General features: G+C 73.5%; 18 protein-coding genes. 11 read left to right on the top strand and 7 right to left on the bottom strand.

Annotation, left to right across the window (positions count from 1 at the left end):
- The 3 genes from GA0115242_RS25990 to GA0115242_RS25980 form a co-directional block, all read right to left on the bottom strand.
- The coding region (locus GA0115242_RS25990) for a DUF6801 domain-containing protein (RefSeq protein WP_346013996.1) at nt 1-809 on the bottom strand (809 nt) is incomplete at its 3' end.
- A gap of 25 nt (nt 810-834) precedes the next feature.
- The gene (locus tag GA0115242_RS25985; RefSeq protein WP_093832538.1) at nt 835-3,732 is read right to left on the bottom strand and encodes a trypsin-like peptidase domain-containing protein; all 2,898 of its coding nucleotides are present in this window, start codon (nt 3,730-3,732) and stop codon (nt 835-837) included.
- On the bottom strand, nt 3,729-4,025 hold the full coding sequence (locus tag GA0115242_RS25980) for a trypco2 family protein (RefSeq protein WP_093832536.1): 297 nt from the start codon (nt 4,023-4,025) through the stop codon (nt 3,729-3,731). Before GA0115242_RS25980 ends, GA0115242_RS25985 begins: the two co-directional genes overlap by 4 nt.
- A 613-nt stretch (nt 4,026-4,638) precedes the next feature.
- On the opposite strand from GA0115242_RS25980, the gene GA0115242_RS25975 reads away from it, so the two are divergent.
- Nucleotides 4,639-5,247, top strand: a complete 609-nt coding sequence (locus GA0115242_RS25975; RefSeq protein WP_093832534.1) for a hypothetical protein — start codon at nt 4,639-4,641, stop codon at nt 5,245-5,247.
- Nucleotides 5,248-5,441: 194 nt separating this feature from the next.
- Here the strand turns inward: GA0115242_RS25975 and GA0115242_RS25970 are convergent, their stop codons facing one another.
- Together GA0115242_RS25970 and GA0115242_RS25965 are read right to left on the bottom strand one after the other, a co-directional pair.
- Nucleotides 5,442-5,786, bottom strand: coding sequence for a hypothetical protein (locus GA0115242_RS25970; RefSeq protein WP_093832532.1), 345 nt, complete (start codon nt 5,784-5,786; stop codon nt 5,442-5,444).
- Entirely contained in the window at nt 5,783-6,244 is a 462-nt protein-coding gene (locus GA0115242_RS25965; RefSeq protein WP_093832530.1) for a cupin domain-containing protein, read from the bottom strand. Before GA0115242_RS25965 ends, GA0115242_RS25970 begins: the two co-directional genes overlap by 4 nt.
- Before the next feature lie 141 nt (nt 6,245-6,385).
- Here GA0115242_RS25965 and GA0115242_RS25960 point away from each other — a divergent pair, with 141 nt between their 5' ends.
- The 4 genes from GA0115242_RS25960 (at nt 6,386) to GA0115242_RS25945 (ending at nt 10,994) form a co-directional block, all read left to right on the top strand.
- Nucleotides 6,386-7,021, top strand: a complete 636-nt coding sequence (locus GA0115242_RS25960) for a TetR/AcrR family transcriptional regulator (RefSeq protein WP_093832528.1) — start codon at nt 6,386-6,388, stop codon at nt 7,019-7,021.
- A 405-nt stretch (nt 7,022-7,426) separates the two neighbouring features.
- Entirely contained in the window at nt 7,427-9,133 is a 1,707-nt protein-coding gene (locus tag GA0115242_RS25955; RefSeq protein ID WP_093832526.1) for a protein kinase domain-containing protein, read from the top strand.
- A 236-nt stretch (nt 9,134-9,369) separates the two neighbouring features.
- A complete protein-coding gene (locus GA0115242_RS25950) occupies nt 9,370-10,008 on the top strand; it encodes an HD domain-containing protein (protein ID WP_093832524.1) in 639 nt (212 codons plus the stop codon).
- Nucleotides 9,996-10,994: a GlxA family transcriptional regulator gene (locus GA0115242_RS25945; protein ID WP_256089729.1), complete on the top strand. Its 999-nt coding sequence runs from the start codon at nt 9,996-9,998 to the stop codon at nt 10,992-10,994. The genes GA0115242_RS25950 and GA0115242_RS25945 overlap by 13 nt, the downstream gene beginning before the upstream one ends.
- Here the strand turns inward: GA0115242_RS25945 and GA0115242_RS25940 are convergent.
- Nucleotides 10,984-12,189, bottom strand: a complete 1,206-nt coding sequence (locus GA0115242_RS25940) for an MFS transporter (protein WP_093832522.1) — start codon at nt 12,187-12,189, stop codon at nt 10,984-10,986. The genes GA0115242_RS25945 and GA0115242_RS25940 overlap by 11 nt on opposite strands.
- A 102-nt stretch (nt 12,190-12,291) precedes the next feature.
- Here GA0115242_RS25940 and GA0115242_RS25935 point away from each other — a divergent pair, with 102 nt between their 5' ends.
- Together GA0115242_RS25935 and GA0115242_RS25925 are read left to right on the top strand one after the other, a co-directional pair.
- On the top strand, nt 12,292-12,867 hold the full coding sequence (locus GA0115242_RS25935) for a TetR/AcrR family transcriptional regulator (protein ID WP_093832520.1): 576 nt from the start codon (nt 12,292-12,294) through the stop codon (nt 12,865-12,867).
- 437 nt (nt 12,868-13,304) lie between these two features.
- Nucleotides 13,305-13,877, top strand: coding sequence for a sigma-70 family RNA polymerase sigma factor (locus GA0115242_RS25925; protein WP_370672319.1), 573 nt, complete (start codon nt 13,305-13,307; stop codon nt 13,875-13,877).
- 101 nt (nt 13,878-13,978) lie between these two features.
- On the opposite strand, the gene GA0115242_RS25920 is transcribed toward GA0115242_RS25925, so the two are convergent.
- Complete coding sequence (locus tag GA0115242_RS25920; RefSeq protein WP_093832518.1) at nt 13,979-14,563, bottom strand: TerD family protein; 585 nt, start codon at nt 14,561-14,563, stop codon at nt 13,979-13,981.
- 544 nt (nt 14,564-15,107) lie between these two features.
- On the opposite strand from GA0115242_RS25920, the gene GA0115242_RS25915 reads away from it, so the two are divergent.
- The 4 genes from GA0115242_RS25915 (at nt 15,108) to GA0115242_RS25900 (ending at nt 18,293) form a co-directional block, all read left to right on the top strand.
- Nucleotides 15,108-15,518 (top strand): hypothetical protein, encoded by a 411-nt coding sequence (locus tag GA0115242_RS25915; RefSeq protein WP_093832516.1) that lies wholly within the window; start codon nt 15,108-15,110, stop codon nt 15,516-15,518.
- A 155-nt stretch (nt 15,519-15,673) separates the two neighbouring features.
- The gene (locus GA0115242_RS25910; RefSeq protein WP_093832514.1) at nt 15,674-15,907 is read left to right on the top strand and encodes a hypothetical protein; all 234 of its coding nucleotides are present in this window, start codon (nt 15,674-15,676) and stop codon (nt 15,905-15,907) included.
- Complete coding sequence (locus GA0115242_RS42340) at nt 15,904-16,920, top strand: polyprenyl synthetase family protein (protein WP_093832512.1); 1,017 nt, start codon at nt 15,904-15,906, stop codon at nt 16,918-16,920. Before GA0115242_RS25910 ends, GA0115242_RS42340 begins: the two co-directional genes overlap by 4 nt.
- On the top strand, nt 16,917-18,293 hold the full coding sequence (locus GA0115242_RS25900; protein WP_093832510.1) for a cytochrome P450: 1,377 nt from the start codon (nt 16,917-16,919) through the stop codon (nt 18,291-18,293). The genes GA0115242_RS42340 and GA0115242_RS25900 overlap by 4 nt, the downstream gene beginning before the upstream one ends.
- The last annotated feature ends 88 nt before the right edge of the window (nt 18,294-18,381 follow it).

Raw genomic sequence — 18,381 nt, 5'->3', positions numbered from 1 at the left:
CCCCGCCCGGTCGCGCCGCCGGATGCCGCGCCGCCGGATGCCGCGCCCGCGTGCCCCGATGCCGCCGTCGGCCGTGCGTGACCGCCGGTCCCGCCCTTGCGCGCGGCGCCCGCGCCGCCGTGCGGGGAGGTCCGGCCGGAGGAAGGGGGCGCGGGGACACCGGCGGACGGGGAGGCCGACGGCGTCGGTGCGGGCGTGGGCCTCGGGCGGACGTCGAAGGACTCGATCGTCGTCCGCTGCCCGCCGTCCACCGTGCAGGGCGGGTCGAGCCTGCCCAGCTTCGGCCGGCCGTCCGCGTCCCGCGCGGTGAGGTGGAGGGTGAAGTCCCCGACGTCGATCCGTCCGCGGCCCGGTGCGGTGAAGGTGACCGAGGGGGCGGTTCCGGTGACGGGGACGCGCAGGTCGCCGGAGCCGGGGAGGACGGTGGCGGGGATGGTGAAGGGGACACCGACCCGGAAGCCGCCCTGCGGGGCGGTCACGTCGACGCTCCCGTCGGCGGTGCCCGCCACCGAGTGCACGCCCAGCAGCCTGAGCCCGCCGGTGAGGAGGCCGCTCACTGTCGCCGTCGCCTCGACGGGGAACGGACGGCTGGGCTCGCCCACACGGTGCGTCCCCGGGACGTCCGCCTTCAGCGCCACGGTGACCCGCTGATGGCCGACGTAGGGGAAGTCGCAGGTGTAGTCCAGGGTGAGGGAGACCGGCGCGGCCGACGCGGCGCCCGCTCCCACCGCCCCCGTGCCCACCGCCGCCACCGCCGTCCCCGCGGCCAGCGCGAACAGCGCCCGCCGCCTTCCGGATACCCCCGACAAGCCCATCGCGCCCTCGCCTTTTTGATCAGGAAACGCCCGTCCCGGTGTCTTTGTCCTGTGAGGGGTGACGCGGGTGCGGTTCGGCCCGGTTCCCCGATGTTCCCCCGGACCCGGCCGTGGTCCGGTCGCGGAGCCCGCCGGTCAGGTGCTCCTGGACGCTGGCGTGCCGGAACTGGTAGACGGCGCCCGCCTGCCGCAGCACCTCGCGCTGGTGCGCGTCGTCCAGGAACGCCATCAGCCGCCACGGCAGCCGACCCGTCAACGGCAGCCAGATCCGGGCCAGCGCGACCCACTGCCCCCACGCGGTGAGGCCGCAGCCGTACGCGAGTCCCGCGCCGAACGCCGCTTCGAGACCGAACACCGTCCCCACCTGGAGGCCGCGCAGCGGACCGTGCCAGAGCCCCTCGACGACGCCGACGAGCGGCCCGATGACCAGCGCCCAGAGAACCAGCCGGTGGGCGACACGGCGGCGGTTGGCGTTCAGCAGATCCGTCGGCCGGGTGGCGGAGCCCGACTGCAGCGGCGCTTCGAGCAGCGCCGTCAGACCGAACACGAGGGCGCCGCCCGCGGTGAGTTCGGCGACGAACACCAGGGCCGCGGTCCGGCTGCCGCCCTGGCCGTCGTCCAGGCCGAGTCCGCTGACCACGACCCGGTCCAGGAGGATCAGGGTCGTCGAGGCCACGGCACCGACGACCAGACCGGCCAGGGCGCTGCGCAGGGCCTCGTCCCGTCGCTTCCAGGCTCCGCGGGAGATCCTCGCGCGCACCTGGAGCGGTTTGATCCGGCCACGCCCCGACATCCACCAGTAGATGAAACCGAAGACGGACCCCGCCGCGAGCCCGTGCAGCACACCGACCACGGCACCCCTGCGCAGCGCGAACCCCAGCGGGAACGCGGTCGCCACCAGGTCCACCGGGATGTTCCCGACGGCGGTGGTGACCCCGAAGGCCACGGCCGCGAGAGCCCCGACCGCGAAGGTCCGGGTGGATCGGCGCAGGGTGGTGCCCAGTTCCCACCACGCCAGGTCGCGCACGACCTGCCCGCCCTGGCCGAGCCGGTCGAGGTGCCGGGCCAGGTACCCGAGCCAGGGCGCGGCCTGCTCGGCGTCCCAGCCCCGCCGACGCGGCTGCACGGCGTGCGCGCCGGCCGGCGGCGCGTCGTAGGCGGCCGGGAGGAACGCGGCCAGCAGATGGTCCTCCACCGCCCGCGCGGTGGGGAACCGCCGCACGTCCAGCAGGTCCTCCGGCACCGAACGGTCGTCGGGCGACCGGCCGTTCGCGCTCTGGTAGACCGTCCGGGCCAGCGCGACCATGAGCGGGGTGCCGAGCACCCGGGCGACGTTCTCCGCCCCCTCGCCGCGTGGCCGCCGCGCCAGCTCCCGCAGGACCGGCTCCCACGCGGTGCTCGACTCGTCGCCGCCCGGGGCGGGCGGGCTCGCCCGGCGCAGGTACGTGGCCAGATCTCGCGGATCGAGGGGGTCCAGGACGATGCCGGGCGCGCCCCTGAGCACCACCCCCGCCGCGCGCACGGCCCGGTCGTACTCCTCCGGGCGGCTGGTGAGCACCAGGTCCGTGACGGTGGCGTTGACCGCGCGCAGCGCCGTGCTCCTGAGGTCCTCCGCCATCTCGTCGAAGCCGTCGAGGACGGGCAGGACGCGGTGGCTCCTGAGCAGGGCGTCAGCCAGGCTGCCGCCCTCGGGGGAGGGCACGTTGAGATCGGGGTAGTCGCGGACGAGCTGTCCGCGCATCCAGTCGTGCAACGACTCGGCGGGGTCCCAGGACCCCAGGCTGAAGATGACCGGCACCGGGTCGCCCGGGACCGGAGCGCGCAGCCGGTCGAGGACGAGGCGCAGGGCGAGGATCGTCTTGCCCGCACCGGCCTCCCCGAGCACCACCAGGCGCCTGGACGGCACGGAGCGGTACACCTCGACGATCCGCTCCAGCGGCCCGGCGAGGGGCAGCGGCGGCGACGGCGTCCCCGAAGAGGGCGGTGTCCGGCGGACGTTGGACCAGTTGTCGAACCGGCCGGTGGCATTCCTGAAGCACACCCGCATCGGGAACGGATCGTGGACGCTCCTGCGCCGCTCCTCCTCGGACCACTGCCGCTCCACCCAGGAGGCGAGGTCGCGCGCCGCCGCGTCCAGCCACGATCCGCCCGGTGGCGGCGGGAGCCGGATGAGCCGCTCGGCGTCCGGCGGCAGCCCGATCAGCTCACCCAACTCGCCGACCTGCTCGGGCGTGAGGAGTGCGTACCAGCGGTCGACCCGTCCGGCGGTCAGGGTGCCGAGGCCGTCGGAACGGTGGTGTTCGCTCACCACCCCGATCAGGCGGCCCGCGCTCCAGACGGCGGCCCCGGACATCCCCTCCCACGGGGAGCGGCGCCCGTCGGTGTCGTACTCGGGTGCGCGCAGGGCGAGTTCGAGCGTTCCCCGGCGCAGGTTGGAGAACGGGCTGGTCGTTCCGCGGGCGTGGTGGGAGTCCCGGTACGGCACGGAGGGCCGGTCGTGGCCCGGGGCGGGACCGCGGTGCAGCTTGAACCGGGGGAAGCCCAGCGCCTCGCACTCCACCACGCCGGTGACGCGGGCGAAGCGCACGGGGGTGACGCGCGGGGGCAGCCGGTCGCGGTCCGGGCCGGGCTCGATCCTGAGGACGGCGATGTCCGCCGCCGTGTCGCTCCACACGCGCGTGCCGGGCACCTCCGTCGTCCCGAGGGCGCCGTCGGCGAACCGCAGGCGGACCGAGGAGGCGTCACGGACGACGTGCGCGGCGGTGAGGACGGTGTCCGCCGTCACCCGGTAGCCCGATCCGCGCCGCCGCTCGCCCGGCCCCCCGTCCGGCCCTCCGTCCGTCTCCACGAGGACCTGGACCGCGCGGCGCGGATCGAACCCGAGCGGTTCGGGCGACGGCTCCGGTGCGGCCGTCACTCCTCATGGTCCTCGGCGCGGCCGTGGATGTACGTCGTCTCCGAACCCGTCAGGGCCGGTTGCAGCGCCAGCCTGATGCGCTGCGTGGAGGCCGACGCCACGGAAGCCTCCGCGTTCGTGTCCACGACCCAGAAACGCACCTTCGCGCCCGCCTGCGCGGACCGCTCCAGGGTGACCGACATCTCCAGCTCGATGGTCTGCAGTTCGAAGCGCAGCGCCGCGCCCTCGGCCGCGGCGACCGCGCGTTCGAGTTCGGCCCGCAGATCACGGATCACCGTGGACAACTCGATCACATCTGACTCCGTCCACCTCTGCCGACGGCCACTGCCCGGCGGGCCCACCATGATGCATTCCGCCTCGTCCGGCTGACACGCGTTTGCGCCATTCCGGAACCTGCCTCGCGGGGCCGGGCGCCGCTCGGGGGAGCGGCGGGGGCGCGGTGGGGGGCGGCGCCCTGTGCCGGAAGCGCCCCGGCCGCGCGGACGGCACCCCCGTGCGCCCGGGGGCGGGTCCGACCGCGGTTCCGGTTTCCGTCCCGCGGGGTGCCCGGTGTCGCCTTGTCGGGGCGTCCCGGTTCGTTTCCGACGCGGGTCCGAGATGGGCGGCGAATGGAACGCCTTACTCCGTCACCGCGTTCTTGAAGGCGACATGGGTGATATCGACCGTAAACTCTCTTTTGGCTGCTCCGTGTCACCCTGCGGACCGAAATGCAACCGCCGCCCGAAGCCCGGCGTCATGACGGTGGACGCCCCCGCGAAGGGGTGTTCGCGGTGGTGCGGCGCGTCCGGCGCGGCCCTCCCCGGCGGGCCGCCGGCGGTCATTTAGCCGTAGATTACTGGGCAGTTGACCTCGGCGTTTCGTGATAGCGTCCTGGTTCGGAGGACAGTGCCACCTGAAAGGGAAATCGTGAACACGGAGAAGATCGCCGCTCGCCGTCTCTCGCTGGAAGAGGTGACGAAGCTCGGCGTGAAGGACAGGCTCTTCGTCTCCGCCGACACCGCAGAACTCAAGCTTTCCGACTGCTATGTCCCTGCTTTCCTGACCAAGTCGGGTGAGGATTTCGAGGGCGGTTCGATAACGGCGCGGACCATATTCCAGGAAGAGGTCTCCTGCCTTCCCGACGACGAGAATGAAGCCGGAATCTACGTGGCCGACGAGGACGGGTCGGTGACCATCGAGGTCCTCCAGTCCGCCGGTGTCGTCCTGGACCTGGCCCTCTTCGTCCCCGGCGGGGACAAGGGCGCCCTCACGGCCCTCTACGCCGCGGCCCGGCAGGCGTTCGGCGCGGACATCGTGCAGATCTGGCGTCAGGGCCTCAAGGAGGTCCCGGACGTGAAGGTCGACATCTTCGAGGAGCAGGTCCCCCGCGGGCGCAAGGCGACCGAGAGCCCCAAGCGTGACCGCCGCGCGATCGACACGTACCCCACCCGCGCGGACTTCATCGAGTTCTCCGCGGGCTGGAAGCCGGTCATCGAGGTCCACCGGCCGGTCGTCGACACCACGCCGACCATCTGAGCCCGCGTCACCTCAGGCGCCGTCCGCCCGCACCGGACGCGCCACCGCACGACTGACCCTGCCGCGCCGGTCCTGACGGGCGGGGGAGGGTGACTGACGCAGACGCAGGGGGAGATGCCGGTGCCGGGGGATCAGGCCCCCGGCGGAACGGGAGTTGGGGGAGCGCGGTGTCGGCGGCCGCGCTCCCGTGGCGCTCACGCGACCGCGACAGCCGTCGCCACGTGCAGCGCCGTCGCCACCGAAGCGCCCGCGATCATCGTCCACTTGCGGTGGGTGACCCCGATCGCGGCGTCGCCCACCTGGGCCGCGGCCGCCGCCAGCAGGACGAGCGTGACGGCCGGGCCGGTCCACGCCAGCGGCGCGACGGCCGCCGCCACGCCCAGGGGCACCCCCCTGACGGCGTACATCCAGCCGTAGAACCGTTCGCCGCCGCTCGGCGTGCCGCTGTCGCTCAGGGACGCCGGGCGCACACCCCCCAGCACCGCGAAGACGATGCCCGCCACGGCGGCGACGGTGTTGGCCACCAGGAGCACGGTCACGGCGCGTACTCCGTCGACGGCTCGGTCCCGTACTTCGTCCAGACGCCCGCCACCGAGTCGGGGGTGAGCGGCTGCCCCGCCGCCACCATGTCCCTGAGGTCGCGGAAGTACTGCACGTACAGGTCGGGCGTGAAGGTGTTGAGCATGACCGCCGTCGTGTCGCCCACGTTGGCGAAGGTGTGCGGGGCGCCGGGCGGGACCATGACCCAGGTGCCCGCCGGGGCGTCGTGGTCGTCCTCGCCCACCGTGAACCGCACGCTGCCCGAGAGCACGTAGAAGCCCTCGTCGTGCTGCGCGTGGCGGTGCTGGGGCGGTCCTGGGGTGTGCGGCGGAATGGTGATCTCCGCCATCCCCAGCCGGTGTTCGGTGCTGCTGCCGTCCTCGAGAATCCGGATCCTCGACGGACCGCTGACGATGAGTTCGCCGTCGTCGGGACCGACGATCGACACCGCGACCATGGAGCCTCCCCTGTCAGGTGATTGCCGTTGCCATGACTCTAGGGACGATCCTCTCTTCGTGCAAGTGCACTCTCGCGAGCGGGGTCTACTCTCTTCGTGAGAGCTGCGCGATAGAGTCGGGGGCGACACGGAGGGACGGTCATGGACGAGCAGAGTCGCCCGCACGGGCGCACCAACCAGATGGAGCGGACCAGGTCCGCGATCATCGACGCCACCCGCGAACTCGCCGACAGCGGCGCCGAGATCAGGATGTCGGCGATCGCGCGGCGGGCCCGGGTCTCCGAGGCCACCGCCTACCGCTACTTCCCCGACCTCGTCTCGCTGCTGCGGGCCGCCGTCATGGTGGAGGACCAGGTCGCGGCGTTGCGGGCGGTGGTGGACGACGACGACCCGGTCCGCCGGATCGGGCAGGCGGCGGAGGTCCTCGGTCGGGCGGTGCTCAGGCGGCAGGGCGCGGTCCGCGCCGTCGTCGCGGCGACCGTCGGGAAGCCCTCGACGGCCAAGGACCGCCCGGCGCAGCGGTTCGCGCTCATCGAGCACGCCCTCGCCCCCTGGGTGGAGGGCGGCGGACTCGCCGGGCGGCCGGAGGTCGAGCAGTTGGTCCGCGCCCTCGCCGTCGTCATCAGCGCCGAGTCGGTGTTCACCCTGCTCGATCTGTGCGGTCTGGCGCCCGACGACGCGATCGCCAGCCTCGTCGCCACCGCGCGCCGTCTCACCGCCGCGGCGGTCGAGGCCGTGGACGCGGCGCCCGACGCCGCCGGGCCGGAGGGGAGTTGACGGGGCGTCGCTGTGCGTGACGGTGTGTCACGGCTGTTCTTCCTTGTTCCGCTCGCCGCCCGACGGGTGCGGGGGTGAGGGGCGTTGACCGCCCGCCGTCCGTCGCCGCACCTCTGTGCTCGCGCAACTGCGGTGCTCGGGGCGGGTGTTCGCGGACGGCGAAGGTGCGTGGCGAGGGGGTGCGGCGACCCGTCCTGGGGCCCATCCCGGCCCCGTTCGCGCCCCGGAAGTGACCTCCGGGCGGGCGGCGGGGGCGGCGTCTGACGTATGATCCGGTCACCGGCTGTTGCGTGGCGACGCGGCTCGTCAGCCACGTACGCTGCATCGCGAGCGGCGTGATCCCTGCAAGCCCCGGGTCCACGGACGGGTGCGGCCGGCAGGTCATCCTGGGAGGAATTCCACGCCGTGCATCCCCTTTCCGACACCGATCCGGTCAAGATCGGCCGCTACCGTCTCACCGGGCGCCTCGGAGCGGGCGGGATGGGCACCGTCTACCTGGGCAGCACGCCCGGCGGCCGACCGGTCGCGATCAAGGTGATCGGTGACCAGTTCCAGTACGAGGACCAGGCCCTGGAGCGGTTCCGGCGCGAGGTGGGCACCCTGCACACCGTGCGCAGCGCCTACAGCGCCTCGCTCATCGACTGCGGTCTCGACGAGCCCCCGTACTGGTTCGCCACCGAGTACGTGCCGGGCCGTACCCTCTACTCCGCCGTGCGCACGTCGGGCCCGCTGCCCCCGCCGCTCTGCCTCGCCCTCCTCGCCGCGCTGGCCGAGGGGCTGTCCGACATCCACGACCACGACATCCTGCACCGCGACGTCAAGCCGCAGAACGTCATCCTCTCCCCGGTCGGCCCGCAGCTCATCGACTTCGGGATCGCGCGGGTGGCCGGGCAGTCCGCGCTGACCCAGGTCGGACACACCGCGGGCACCCCCGGGTTCACCGCGCCCGAGGCGTACCGGGGCGAGCCGACGGGGGTCGCCGCCGACGTCTTCGCGCTCGGCGCCACCGTGGCCTTCGCGGCGACCGGCAGGCCCCCCTACGGCGACGGCTCCTTCTCCGCGGTCGCCTACCGCACCGTGCACGGCGACATCGACCTGGGGTCCGTCGAACCGCGGCTCGCCGAGATCCTCGCGGCCTGCACCGACCGCGACCCCGAGCGCCGTCCCGCACCCGCCGAGATCGTCGAACTCTGCGACTCGCACACCTCGTTGGCGAACGACCCGCACTACCGGCTGATCTCCGTGCCCGACCCGGAGGAGGCCGTCCCCGGCACCGTCGCGGTGCCCACCCCGGTGCCGACCGCCCTCGACGCGTCCGCCGCGGACCGGGACGCCGCCGCCCCCACCGTCCACGTGCCCGCGCTCCCCGCCGCCCCGCCGGCTCAGGTGCCCGGGAGCCTCCCGACGGCGCCGGTCCCCACCCAGGTCGCCCACGGCTCGCCGTTCGGGCCCCCGCCCACGACGCCCGTACCGGGTGCTCAGGACGGCGGCGCCAGGCCGGGCGCCGGGCGCAGGATCGCGCTGATCGCCGCCGCGGTGGTCGCCGTCGGCGCCGTCGTGGCCGGTGGGCTGGCGCTCCTGCCCGGCTCCGACGCCGAGAAGGACGCGCGGGGACGCGCCGCCGACCGGGCGAACGCCTCGGCGTCCGCCCAACCCGCCGACCAGAAGAAGGACGACGGCGCAGACGAGGCCGACGGCGGAGACGGCGGGGAGGACGCCAAGGACACGTCCCCCGAGGCCCAGGACCCCGCGCAGAACGGCGACGAGGGCGAGGCCCCGCCGGAGGAGCTGGTGATCGACCAGCCTCTCGTCCTGCGGCTCGGCGGCGAACTGGTCGCGGCGAAGATCCAGCTCGTCCTCCAGCGGGACGGCAACCTGGTCGCCTACGACGAGGAGAACAAGCCCCGTTGGGCGAGCAAGACCCTCGGGGCGGGCGCCACCGCGGAGTTCCAGAGCGACGGCAACCTGGTCGTCTACGACGCCGAGCGGAAACCGATCTGGGCGAGCGACACCAGCGGCCACGAGAACGCGGTGCTGACGTTGCAGGGCGACGGCAACATCACCATCCGCGACGGCGACAGCGAACTCTGGGCCACCGGCACCGGTCACTGACCGCGACGTCCGTCCATCAGGGGGCTGCCGGGACGCCCCGGGGGCCCGTCGCGCGGGGCTCCGGCAGGCGCCCCGCCCCCGTTCCTGTGACCATGGCCGTATCCGTGGGATGCCCGGCCCCGTGGCCATGGCCCGACCCCCGTCCCGGCGGCGAGGCTGGAGGCGAGCCCGAGGGACGGGCGGGGTCCGGCGCGCACGGCGGCCGGGCGCGGAGCACGGACGAGAGGGCGGACACCATGACGGACACCGCGGCGGGCGTGAAGGTACCGGACACCGAGCTGGCGGCAGCGGCGGGCGAGCTGGTGCGGGACACCACCAGCGACCTCATCTACCACCACTCCCGCCGGGTCTACTTCTGGGGCAGCCTCCAGGGCCGCCGCCGCGGCCTCGCCTTCGACCCCGAACTGCTCTACGTCGGGGCGATGTTCCACGACCTCGGCCTCGACGCGCGCTTCCACGCCAGCGGCCGCCGCTTCGAGGTGGACGGCGCCGACGAGGCCAGGCGGTTCCTGGAGAGCCACGGGGTGCCCGAGGACGGCGTCCGGCGGGTCTGGACGGCGATCGCCCTGCACACCACCCCCGGCGTCCCCGAGTTCATGGAACCCGAGGTCGCCCTGGTGACGGCGGGGGTCGAGTACGACGTCCTGGGCATCGGCTTCGACGACGTCCCGGCGGGGGAGCGGGAGGCCGTCGTCGCCCTGCACCCGCGCCCCGGCTTCAAGCGGCGCATCCTCCAGGCGTTCACCGACGGGGTCCGCCCGAAGCCGGAGACGACGTTCGGCAACGTCAAGGCCGACGTGCTGGAGCACCACGTGCCCGGCTTCCGGCGCGGCGACTTCGTGACCACCGTCCTGGAGTCCGCGTGGCCCGAGTAGCCCCGGCCCGGCACGTGGTGGCCGTCGTCGCCTTCGACGACGTCCAACTGCTCGACGTGACAGGGCCCGTGGAGGTCTTCACCACCGCCAACGCCTACGGCGCCGCCTACGACGTGCGGCTCGTCTCGCTCACCGGGCGGGACGTCCGCACCTCGGCCGGGGTGCGGATCGGCGTCGACGGCACCCCCGCCGACCTGCCCGGACGGATCGGCACGCTGGTGGTCCCCGGCCGCGAGACGACCGCCTTCGGGCCCGCCGACGACGCGCTGATCGGGGCGGTGACCGAGCTGAGCGGCCGGGCCGACCGGGTCGCCTCGGTCTGCGCGGGCGCCTTCGTGCTGGCCGAGGCCGGGCTCCTGGAGGGCCGACGGGCCGCCACCCACTGGCAGTTGGCGGCCGAACTGGCGGCCAGGTTCCCCCGGGTCGCGGTGGAGACGGACCCGCTCTTCGTGCGCGACGGCCGGATCATCACCTCCGCAGGGGTGACGGCCGGCATCGACCTCGCGCTCGCCCTGATCGAGGAGGATCACGGCGCGGGACCGGCCCGGGACGTGGCGCGCAAGCTCGTCGTCTTCATGGCCAGGCCCGGCGGCCAGTCGCAGTTCAGCGTCCGGCTCGCGCCGGAACGCCACCTCGATCCGGCCCTGCGCCGGGTCCTGGACGCGGTGACGGCCGACCCGGCTGCCGACCACCCACTCGCCTCGCTGGCCGCGGAGGCGGGCCTGAGCACCCGTCATCTGCGGCGGCTCTTCCGGGAGAAGGTCGGCACGACACCGGGCCGGTTCGTCGAGTCGGTGCGCGTCGAGGCCGCGCGGGCGCTCCTCGAAGCGGGGGACGACACGGTCGAACAGGTCGCCCGCCAGGCCGGGTTCGGCTCCTCGGAGAGCCTGCGCCGCGCCTTCCGGAACACCCTGGGCGTCCCGCCCACCACCTACCGGGCCCGCTTCCGCACCACCGGGCACCGGCCGCGTCCGGTCAGGGAGTGACCGGGGCGTCGGGGGCGGGGGCGGTCCTGCGTCCGCCGACCGCGGGCGCCAGGAAGACCGCGACGGCGGTGCAGGCCAGGACGACGATCATGGCGGTGCGCAGGCCGTAGTGGTCGCCGAGGAAACCGAGGCCCGGGGGCCCGACGAGGAACGCCACGTAGCCGATCATCGCGACCAGGCTGACCCGGGCCGCCGAGTCGGGGCCGGAGTCACCGGCCGCGGAGAGCGTGACCGGGAAGCCGAGCGCCGCTCCCACGCCCCAGAAGAGGACCGCCGCACCGGCCAGCGCGGCCGAGTCGGAGAAGACGACCAGCGCGATGCCGACCGTCGCGGAGACGGCGCTGGCCCGCACCACGGGGGCGCGGCCGATCCGGTCGATGAGCAGCCCGCCGCCGAACCGGCCGACCGTCATGGCGGCGGCGAAGCCCGCGTAGACGGCGGAGCCGAGGGCCGGGTCCATGCCGTGCCCGTCGACCATGAGCAGCGGCAGCCAGTCGTTGGCGGCGCCCTCGGCCAGCGCCATGGCCAGGATGACCCCGCCCATCAGCAGCAGCCGCCGGTCCTTCCACACCGCCGTCCTGACGGTCGCGGCGCCGCCCTCGTCGGGGACCTGCCCGGCGCCCTTGCCGACGCCGGCGGGGATGGAGCGGTACGCGTAGCCGAACATGGCGGCCAGGACGAGGACGACGGCGCCCAGATGCCAGTGCACCGGGAAGGCGACGGCCGTGCAGAGGATGCCGACCGACGCGCCCGCGACGGTGCCCAGGCTGAAGAACCCGTGCAGCGTGGGCAGTACGGTTCGTCCTGTGATCCGTTCGACGTCGGCGCCGTCGATGTTGACGGCGACCTCCCCCGCGCCCATCCCGGCGCCGAAGAGGAACAGGCCCGCGGTGACGGTGGGCGCGGACGGCAGCGTCGCACCGGCGCCGACCACCGCCATGCTCAGAATGATCAGCAGGGTCCCCACGCCCATCACCGGCCGGGTGCCGAACCGGGTGACGAGTGTTCCCGAACAGAGGATGCCGATCATGGAGCCGACGGAGAGACCGAACAGCACGAGGCCCATCTCCGCGGTGGAGGCGCCGAGTTGGTCCCGGATGTCCGGGGTCCTGGTCACCCAGGAGGAGATCGACAGACCCGGTATGAGGAAGAAGAGGAACAGGGCCGCCCTGCGGCGACGCGTGGCCAGATCCATGAGTGACGTGCTCTTTCACGCGGACGCGGGAGGGCCGACAGGGCCCCGGGCTGAGTATGTACAAACGTACACGCAGGTGCCGGGTGGAGGAAGGAGATCACTGTGACGGGAAGCTCACGCGGTCCGAACGATCCCGGGCGCAGGGACCGCATCATCGACGCCGCGCTCGACGTCATCGCCGAGCGCGGCGTCGAGGGCACCACGCACCGGCGGGTCGCCGAGGCCGCGGAGGTCCCGCTCGGCTCGATGACCTACTACTTCGACGGCATGAAGCACCTGCTCGTCGAGGCCTTCACCCGCCTCGCGGAGTCGATGTCGCTGCGCTACCGGGCCCGGCTGGAGGCGGCCGGGACGATCGCCGAGGCGCGCGCGGCCGTCGTCGAGATCATCTGCGGCCCCGACCTGGGGAGCCCCCGGGAGCTGGTCCTCTGCTACGAGCTGTACGCGTTCGCCTCGCGCAACCCGGAGGTCCTCGGCATCACCAGGTCCTGGATGGGCGCCAGCCGCGCGTCGCTGAGCAAGCACTTCGACCCGCGCACCGCCCGCGCCCTGGACGCGCTGGTGGAGGGCCTGTCGATCCACAACTCCTTCGACGCGGACCCGATGCCGCGCGAGGACGTCGCCGCGGTGGTGGCGGCGATCAGCGCGGGCGCGGGAGGCGGGACGGACGGCGGGTGAGCGCGGACGGGGCGGACGGTACGGACGGGGCTGACAGGACGACGAGGCGGACCGGGCGGACCGGGCGGACGGGGAGGATGCGACGGCTGAGACCGCCGGGGCGCCGGTGAGGGCCAGCGGAGTGGCGGAGGCCGCCGGGGCGCTGGTGAGGGCCAGGGGAGTGGCGGAGGCCGCCGGGGCGCGGGTGGGGGCGGACGGGGTGCGGGTGACCCCCGGGGCGCGGGTGGGGGCGGACGGGGTGCGGGTGACCCCCGGGGCGCCGGTGCGTGTGGCCGGGGTGGGGGAGGTGCGTGCCGGGTCGAACAAGGTTGCCCGTGTCCGGAGGCGGCCGGTGCGCTCTCCCCGGTCGTTTCGCCGTCCGGTGCCCGTCTAGGGTTGGCAGCAGCCGAGTGGGAGGTGCCGGGAGGGTCTCCCGGACACCCGGAGGAGGCCACCCAGTGAGCCGAGCCGATGTTCTGGTCGCGACGGGACCCGACGCGCTGGTCCCGTGGATGCGCGCGTGCGCCGGGGGCGACTCCGAGGCGTTCAGCGTGCTCTACACGGCGCTGTTCCCGCGGGTGCGCGCCACCGCCTGGGGCGTGCTGCGCGACGTGGCGCAGGCCGAGGAGGTCGCCCAGGAGGTGATAGCCGAAGTGTGGAGCAGCAGCGGGCGGTTCTGCGCCGAGCGCGGCACGGTGGCGGGCTGGGTGATCGCCATCGCGCACCGGCGTGCCGTCGACCGGTCGCGCTCCAGGACCCGCGCCTCACGCCGCGAACAGCAGTACGCACGGCTGGCGACGACACCGGACTACGACAGCGTCGTCGAACAGGTGCTGTACCGGCTGGACGCGGACGAGGTCAGGCGGTGCCTGGAGCGGCTGACCGATCTGCAACGGCAGGCGCTCACGCTGGTCTACCTGGACGGCACCACCCACGCCGACGGCGCCGCCCGGCTCGGTGTCCCGCTGGGCACCTTCAAGACCCGCGTCCGCGACGCGCTGGAGCGCCTGCGCCGGGATCTGCTCGGCTGACCTGACGGGCGCGCCCCGCAGGCACCGTCCCCGCGGCCGGGGCGGCGCCCCCGCGGCCGGGCTGCGGCGTCTCCGCCGTCCGGCCACGGGGGCCGCCGTGCCTACTTGCTGACGGCGAAGCGCATCAGGGCGTGCTCGTCGCCCTGCTTGATCTTGCCGGTGGTGTTGATCACCTCCAGCTTCCAACCGCTGCCGACCCGCACGGCCTTGGCGACGGCGCAGCCGTTGTCCGTGGTGAGCAGGCTCGGCCAGATGTCGGCGACCTGCTGGGAGGAGCCGCCGGTCGCGTCGTACACCTTGAAGCTGATGTTGCGCGCCTTCTGGAACGAACTCCCCTTCTTGTAGGCGGCGGCGACGAAGACGATGGAGGTGATGTTGGCCGGGATCCGCGCGAACTCGACCGTCACCGTCTCGTCGTCGCCGTCCCCGCGACCGGTCTGGTTGTCGCCGCTGTGCGACAACGAGCCGTTGCCCATGGGGTCGAGGGAGTCGAGACCGGCGAGCCGCACCGGGTCCCCGCCCTGCATGGCGATGGCGATCAGGTCGAGGTCGGTGCCGGACTTGCGGCGGATCATGCCCATCACTCCGCCGCTGCTGCCGGAGGTGGGGTCCCAGGAGACGCCTATCGACAGGTGCGTCACCCCGTCCAGGTCCGCCGGGCCGTCTTCCTTCGTGAGCGTAATCATGCGTGGATCATCCTTTTGATGACGAAACCGATGTAGGCAAAGTGTGCCTGGCCGTGGGCCCGTTCCGCGCAGGTGGGGTCGGGTCCGCTTCGGACGGGGAGGGCGGAGCGGGGTGGCCGGACGCGGTCGGCGGGTCCCGCCCGGCGGGGAACGGTCCCCGCCGGTGAGATCCGGTCGGACGTATCCCGCCGGACGGAATTCGGCCGACGGCATCCGGCCGTCCGGCAAGATCAGAATTACTCCGGAGAATTCCAAGGCCAATGCTCGGCGTCGTTTTTCCCGGCTTGAAATCGCACCACCGCATTTCGTCGCGGAGTGCTACCGTGGAGCGTCGTTCGTCCCCGAGATACCAGTCGTTCACCAGGATCCGACGCGTTCGGGCCCGGAGAAAACGACGCGACGTCGCCAAGAAACCCGATCACCTGTTTTCCGTCCCCTTGCCTTTCCGTGCCCGATTGTTCGAACGGGCGGAGATGCCGGACGGCGGCTCTGCGCACCGCCTGTGCCCAGCCGGAGTTCACCGCTCACCCGCGAAAGGCGAAGTATGGCCGACGAAGCCGAAAAGCCCGCCGAGAATCCCGCCGATCACGTCACCGACTACGCGACCTTCATGGCCACCGTGCTCTCCCTCGACGGGAAGTCGTTGATCGCGGACCTCCGCAAGGCCGAGACCGAGTTCCCCGAACTGATCACCGCCTTCACCTATCTCAGCATCCACGCGGCGGCCTCCGTCATCGCCGGGAACACCTTCCGCCGTGGCAACCTCCTCGCCGACTGCGGCCCCGCCGTCGCCGAACTCGCCGTCACCGCGGCGAACTCCGTGGTCAGAAGCCCCGAACTGGCCAGGAGCGCGATCTCCAGGATCAACGCGCACTACATCCAGGCCGCCATGGAGAAGTCCATGGAGGAGGGGCACGTCGTCACGCCCACGGTCGTCACCGGCTCCGGCTTCTAGCGCCGTGCCGGGCATCGCGAGCCGGTGAACCCTGCCGGTCAGGGCACCAGGTGCGCGTCCCGCCCGCCCGTCGCGGCAGGTGACGGGACCTCCACCATCCGCACGGGCACCGTCGGCGCCCGTGCCGCACCGCGAACCCATGGGGTGACGCCGTCATGAATCCGATCAACCTCGTCGACCTGTCCCGGCTGTTCACGGCGGGCGTCCGCGCCGACACCGCGAGACAGGACGAGATCCTCGGCCGCGCGGACGCCGCCGACCGCGCCCGCGTCGAACGCGTCCTCGCCGACCTGCTCGACGCCCCCGAGGACACCCGCATGCTCCGGTTGCCGATGACCGACACCGACATGGTCGACTTCGAGATCGAGGAAGAGGCCGCACCCCGATGACCCCCGCGCCGAGCACCACCACCCGAGACGACATCGTCTGGGACCTCGCCCGCCACGCCGTCTCCTACCCGGCGTTCGACGAACACCCCGCCATCAGAACCGAGTTCGCCCGCTCGCTGCACAAACGCACCCGGCTCTGGGAGCCGTTGCTCAGCCTGCTGGCCGCGGAGTTCGACCACCGTCCCACCGAAGCCAGTGCGAAGGTCCTCAGCGGCTGGTTCACCATGGTCCATCTCTCCGCCCCCATCGACCAGTTGGTGGACCGCGACCCGATGTCCGACCACTGGCGGCGGCTCGGCGGCGCCGGGGCCGTCCAACTCGTCCTGACCCTCAAGGACCAGGTCTTCCGCGCCCCCCTGCTGGCGCTCGACCCGCGGACCGACGCCGCCGCCGCGCACGCCGTGACCCGGGCCACCGTCGAGCTGGGCTCCGCCTGCCTCACCGCGTCCATCGGCGAGTACCTCGACGTCGTCGGCTACTCCGAACTCCGCTCCCGGCCCCCGTACCCGGTGCCGGAGGCCGCCCGGGTCGCCCTGTTCTACGAGCAGTTGGTCGGCTGGAAGTCCTCCGTCATCTACGAGTGCCTGCTGCGCTGCGCCGCCCTGACCATGCGCGCACCGGAACCGGCCGTCGACGCGCTCGCCGCCTTCGGCCACCACATCGGCTTCGCGGTGCAGGTCCTCGACGACGCGGGCGGGGTCTGGGGCGGCGGCGACGACCTGGAGAAGGACCCCGTCAAGGTGACCTCCCCGCTCGCCCACGCCCTCACCACCGACCACCCCCGGCGCGACGAACTCGTCGACCTGCTGCACACCCCAGCCGCCCGACGCGACGTCGAACGCGTCCGCGCCCTCCTCGACGAGGTCCAGGCCAGGGCGTTCCTCGAATTCCTCATCCGGGACCGCGTCTCCCTCGCCGCCGGCGCGCTCGCCGAGGCCCTGCCCGGACTCGTCGCGCCCCTGGAGCGCTGGGCCGACGCCTACTTCCGGCGCACCGCGCAGGCCACCCGGTGACCGAGGCCGCCGCGCCGTCGCCGCCCACCGCCACCGGGCGGCCGGCGGCGATGCCGGGGCTGCCGTACTTCGGCGGCATCGCCAGGATGCGCAGCGACCCCATCGCCTACCTCGGCGAAGCGAGCCGCAAGGGCCCGGTGGTCCTCCTCGGACGGCTCGGGCGACGGGCGTTCTACCAGGTCAACGACCCCGACCTGGTCCGGTCGGTGCTGACGGCACCCCGCGCGGACGTCGGCATGACCCGCACCGGCGACGTCCTGGGCGCCCTGTTCGGCGAGTCCGTCTTCACGCTGCAGGACGAGCCCTGGCGCAAGCGGCGCGACGAACTCCAGCCCGCGTTCCGCACCTCGCACCTCCCGGAGCTGTTCGGATCGGCGGCGGGCGAGGTCGGCAGGACCGTCGCACGCCTCGACGCGATCGCCGCCGCCCGCGGCTCGGTCGACTTCAGCGCGGCCCTGCTCGACCTCCTGCAACGCATGATCGTCCGGATGATGTTCGGGGTGGCCGTCCCGGAGACCGCCGAGCACCTGACCCGCGCCTTCGACCACGGCCTGGAGTACCGGCAGCGGCGGCGCTGGTCGCCCGCCGGACTGCCGCTCTGGTTCCCGACCCCCGCCAACCGGCGCTTCGCCGACGGCGTCGCCCGGCTCGACCGGAGCATCGCCGAGATCATCGAGGACCACCGCGCCCACCCGCCGGAGCGGGCCGGGCTCCTGAAGATGCTGATGGAGTGCCGCGACGAGGCGACCGGCGCGGGCTGGAGCGACGACGAACTGCTGGCCGAGGTGAAGACCACGTTCGTCGCCGGATGGCTCACCACCACGACCGCCGCGACCTGGCTGTTCGACCTCCTCGCCCGCCACCCCGGGGTCACCGACCGGGTGGTGGCCGAGATCGACGCGCTGCCCGCCGACCGCCCGCTCGGCTACGAGGACCTGCACCGGCTGGAGTACACGGAGGACACGATCCTGGAGGCGATGCGCCTCTTCCCGCCCGGCTGGCTGCTCAGCAGACGGGTCCGCCGCCCCTGCACCCTGGGCGGCCTGCGGCTGGACGCCCACGCCGTCCTGCTGGTGTCGCCGTACGCGCTGCACCGCGACCCGGCGCACTGGCGCGACCCGCAGCGCTTCGACCCCGACCGCTTCCGCGACCGCACCCACGGGGAGGCGCACAAGGCCGCTTACCTGCCGTTCGGTTACGGCCCGCGGGTCTGCATCGGGCGGGGCGTGGCGATGATGGAACTGAAGACGGTCGCCGCGATCCTCCTGAGACGCTTCCGCCTCACGCTCGTCGACCCCGCCCCCGCGACACTCCAGCCCGTCTCCTTCCTGCGCCGCGCGGAACCGCTCGTCCTCGACGTCGCCCCCCGCTGAACCGGACGGCGGCAATCGGACGACGGGAATCCGGCGGCGGGAATCCGGCGGCGGCAGCCGGAAGGCGGTCGGCGGGAGCGCGAGGGCG

This window comes from Streptomyces sp. SolWspMP-5a-2 (assembly GCF_900091845.1).
GTDB lineage: Bacteria > Actinomycetota > Actinomycetes > Streptomycetales > Streptomycetaceae > Streptomyces > Streptomyces doudnae.
This window is presented reverse-complemented; position numbering and strand designations above follow the sequence as displayed.

Coding starts and splice junctions, on each gene's coding strand:
- GA0115242_RS25965 (WP_093832530.1), bottom strand. CDS start 6,244: ATGGTCGCGGTGTCGATCGTCGGTCCCGACGACGGCGAACTCATCGTC.
- GA0115242_RS25960 (WP_093832528.1), top strand. CDS start 6,386: ATGGACGAGCAGAGTCGCCCGCACGGGCGCACCAACCAGATGGAGCGG.
- GA0115242_RS25950 (WP_093832524.1), top strand. CDS start 9,370: ATGACGGACACCGCGGCGGGCGTGAAGGTACCGGACACCGAGCTGGCG.
- GA0115242_RS25940 (WP_093832522.1), bottom strand. CDS start 12,189: ATGGATCTGGCCACGCGTCGCCGCAGGGCGGCCCTGTTCCTCTTCTTC.
- GA0115242_RS25920 (WP_093832518.1), bottom strand. CDS start 14,563: ATGATTACGCTCACGAAGGAAGACGGCCCGGCGGACCTGGACGGGGTG.
- GA0115242_RS25915 (WP_093832516.1), top strand. CDS start 15,108: ATGGCCGACGAAGCCGAAAAGCCCGCCGAGAATCCCGCCGATCACGTC.
- GA0115242_RS25910 (WP_093832514.1), top strand. CDS start 15,674: ATGAATCCGATCAACCTCGTCGACCTGTCCCGGCTGTTCACGGCGGGC.
- GA0115242_RS42340 (WP_093832512.1), top strand. CDS start 15,904: ATGACCCCCGCGCCGAGCACCACCACCCGAGACGACATCGTCTGGGAC.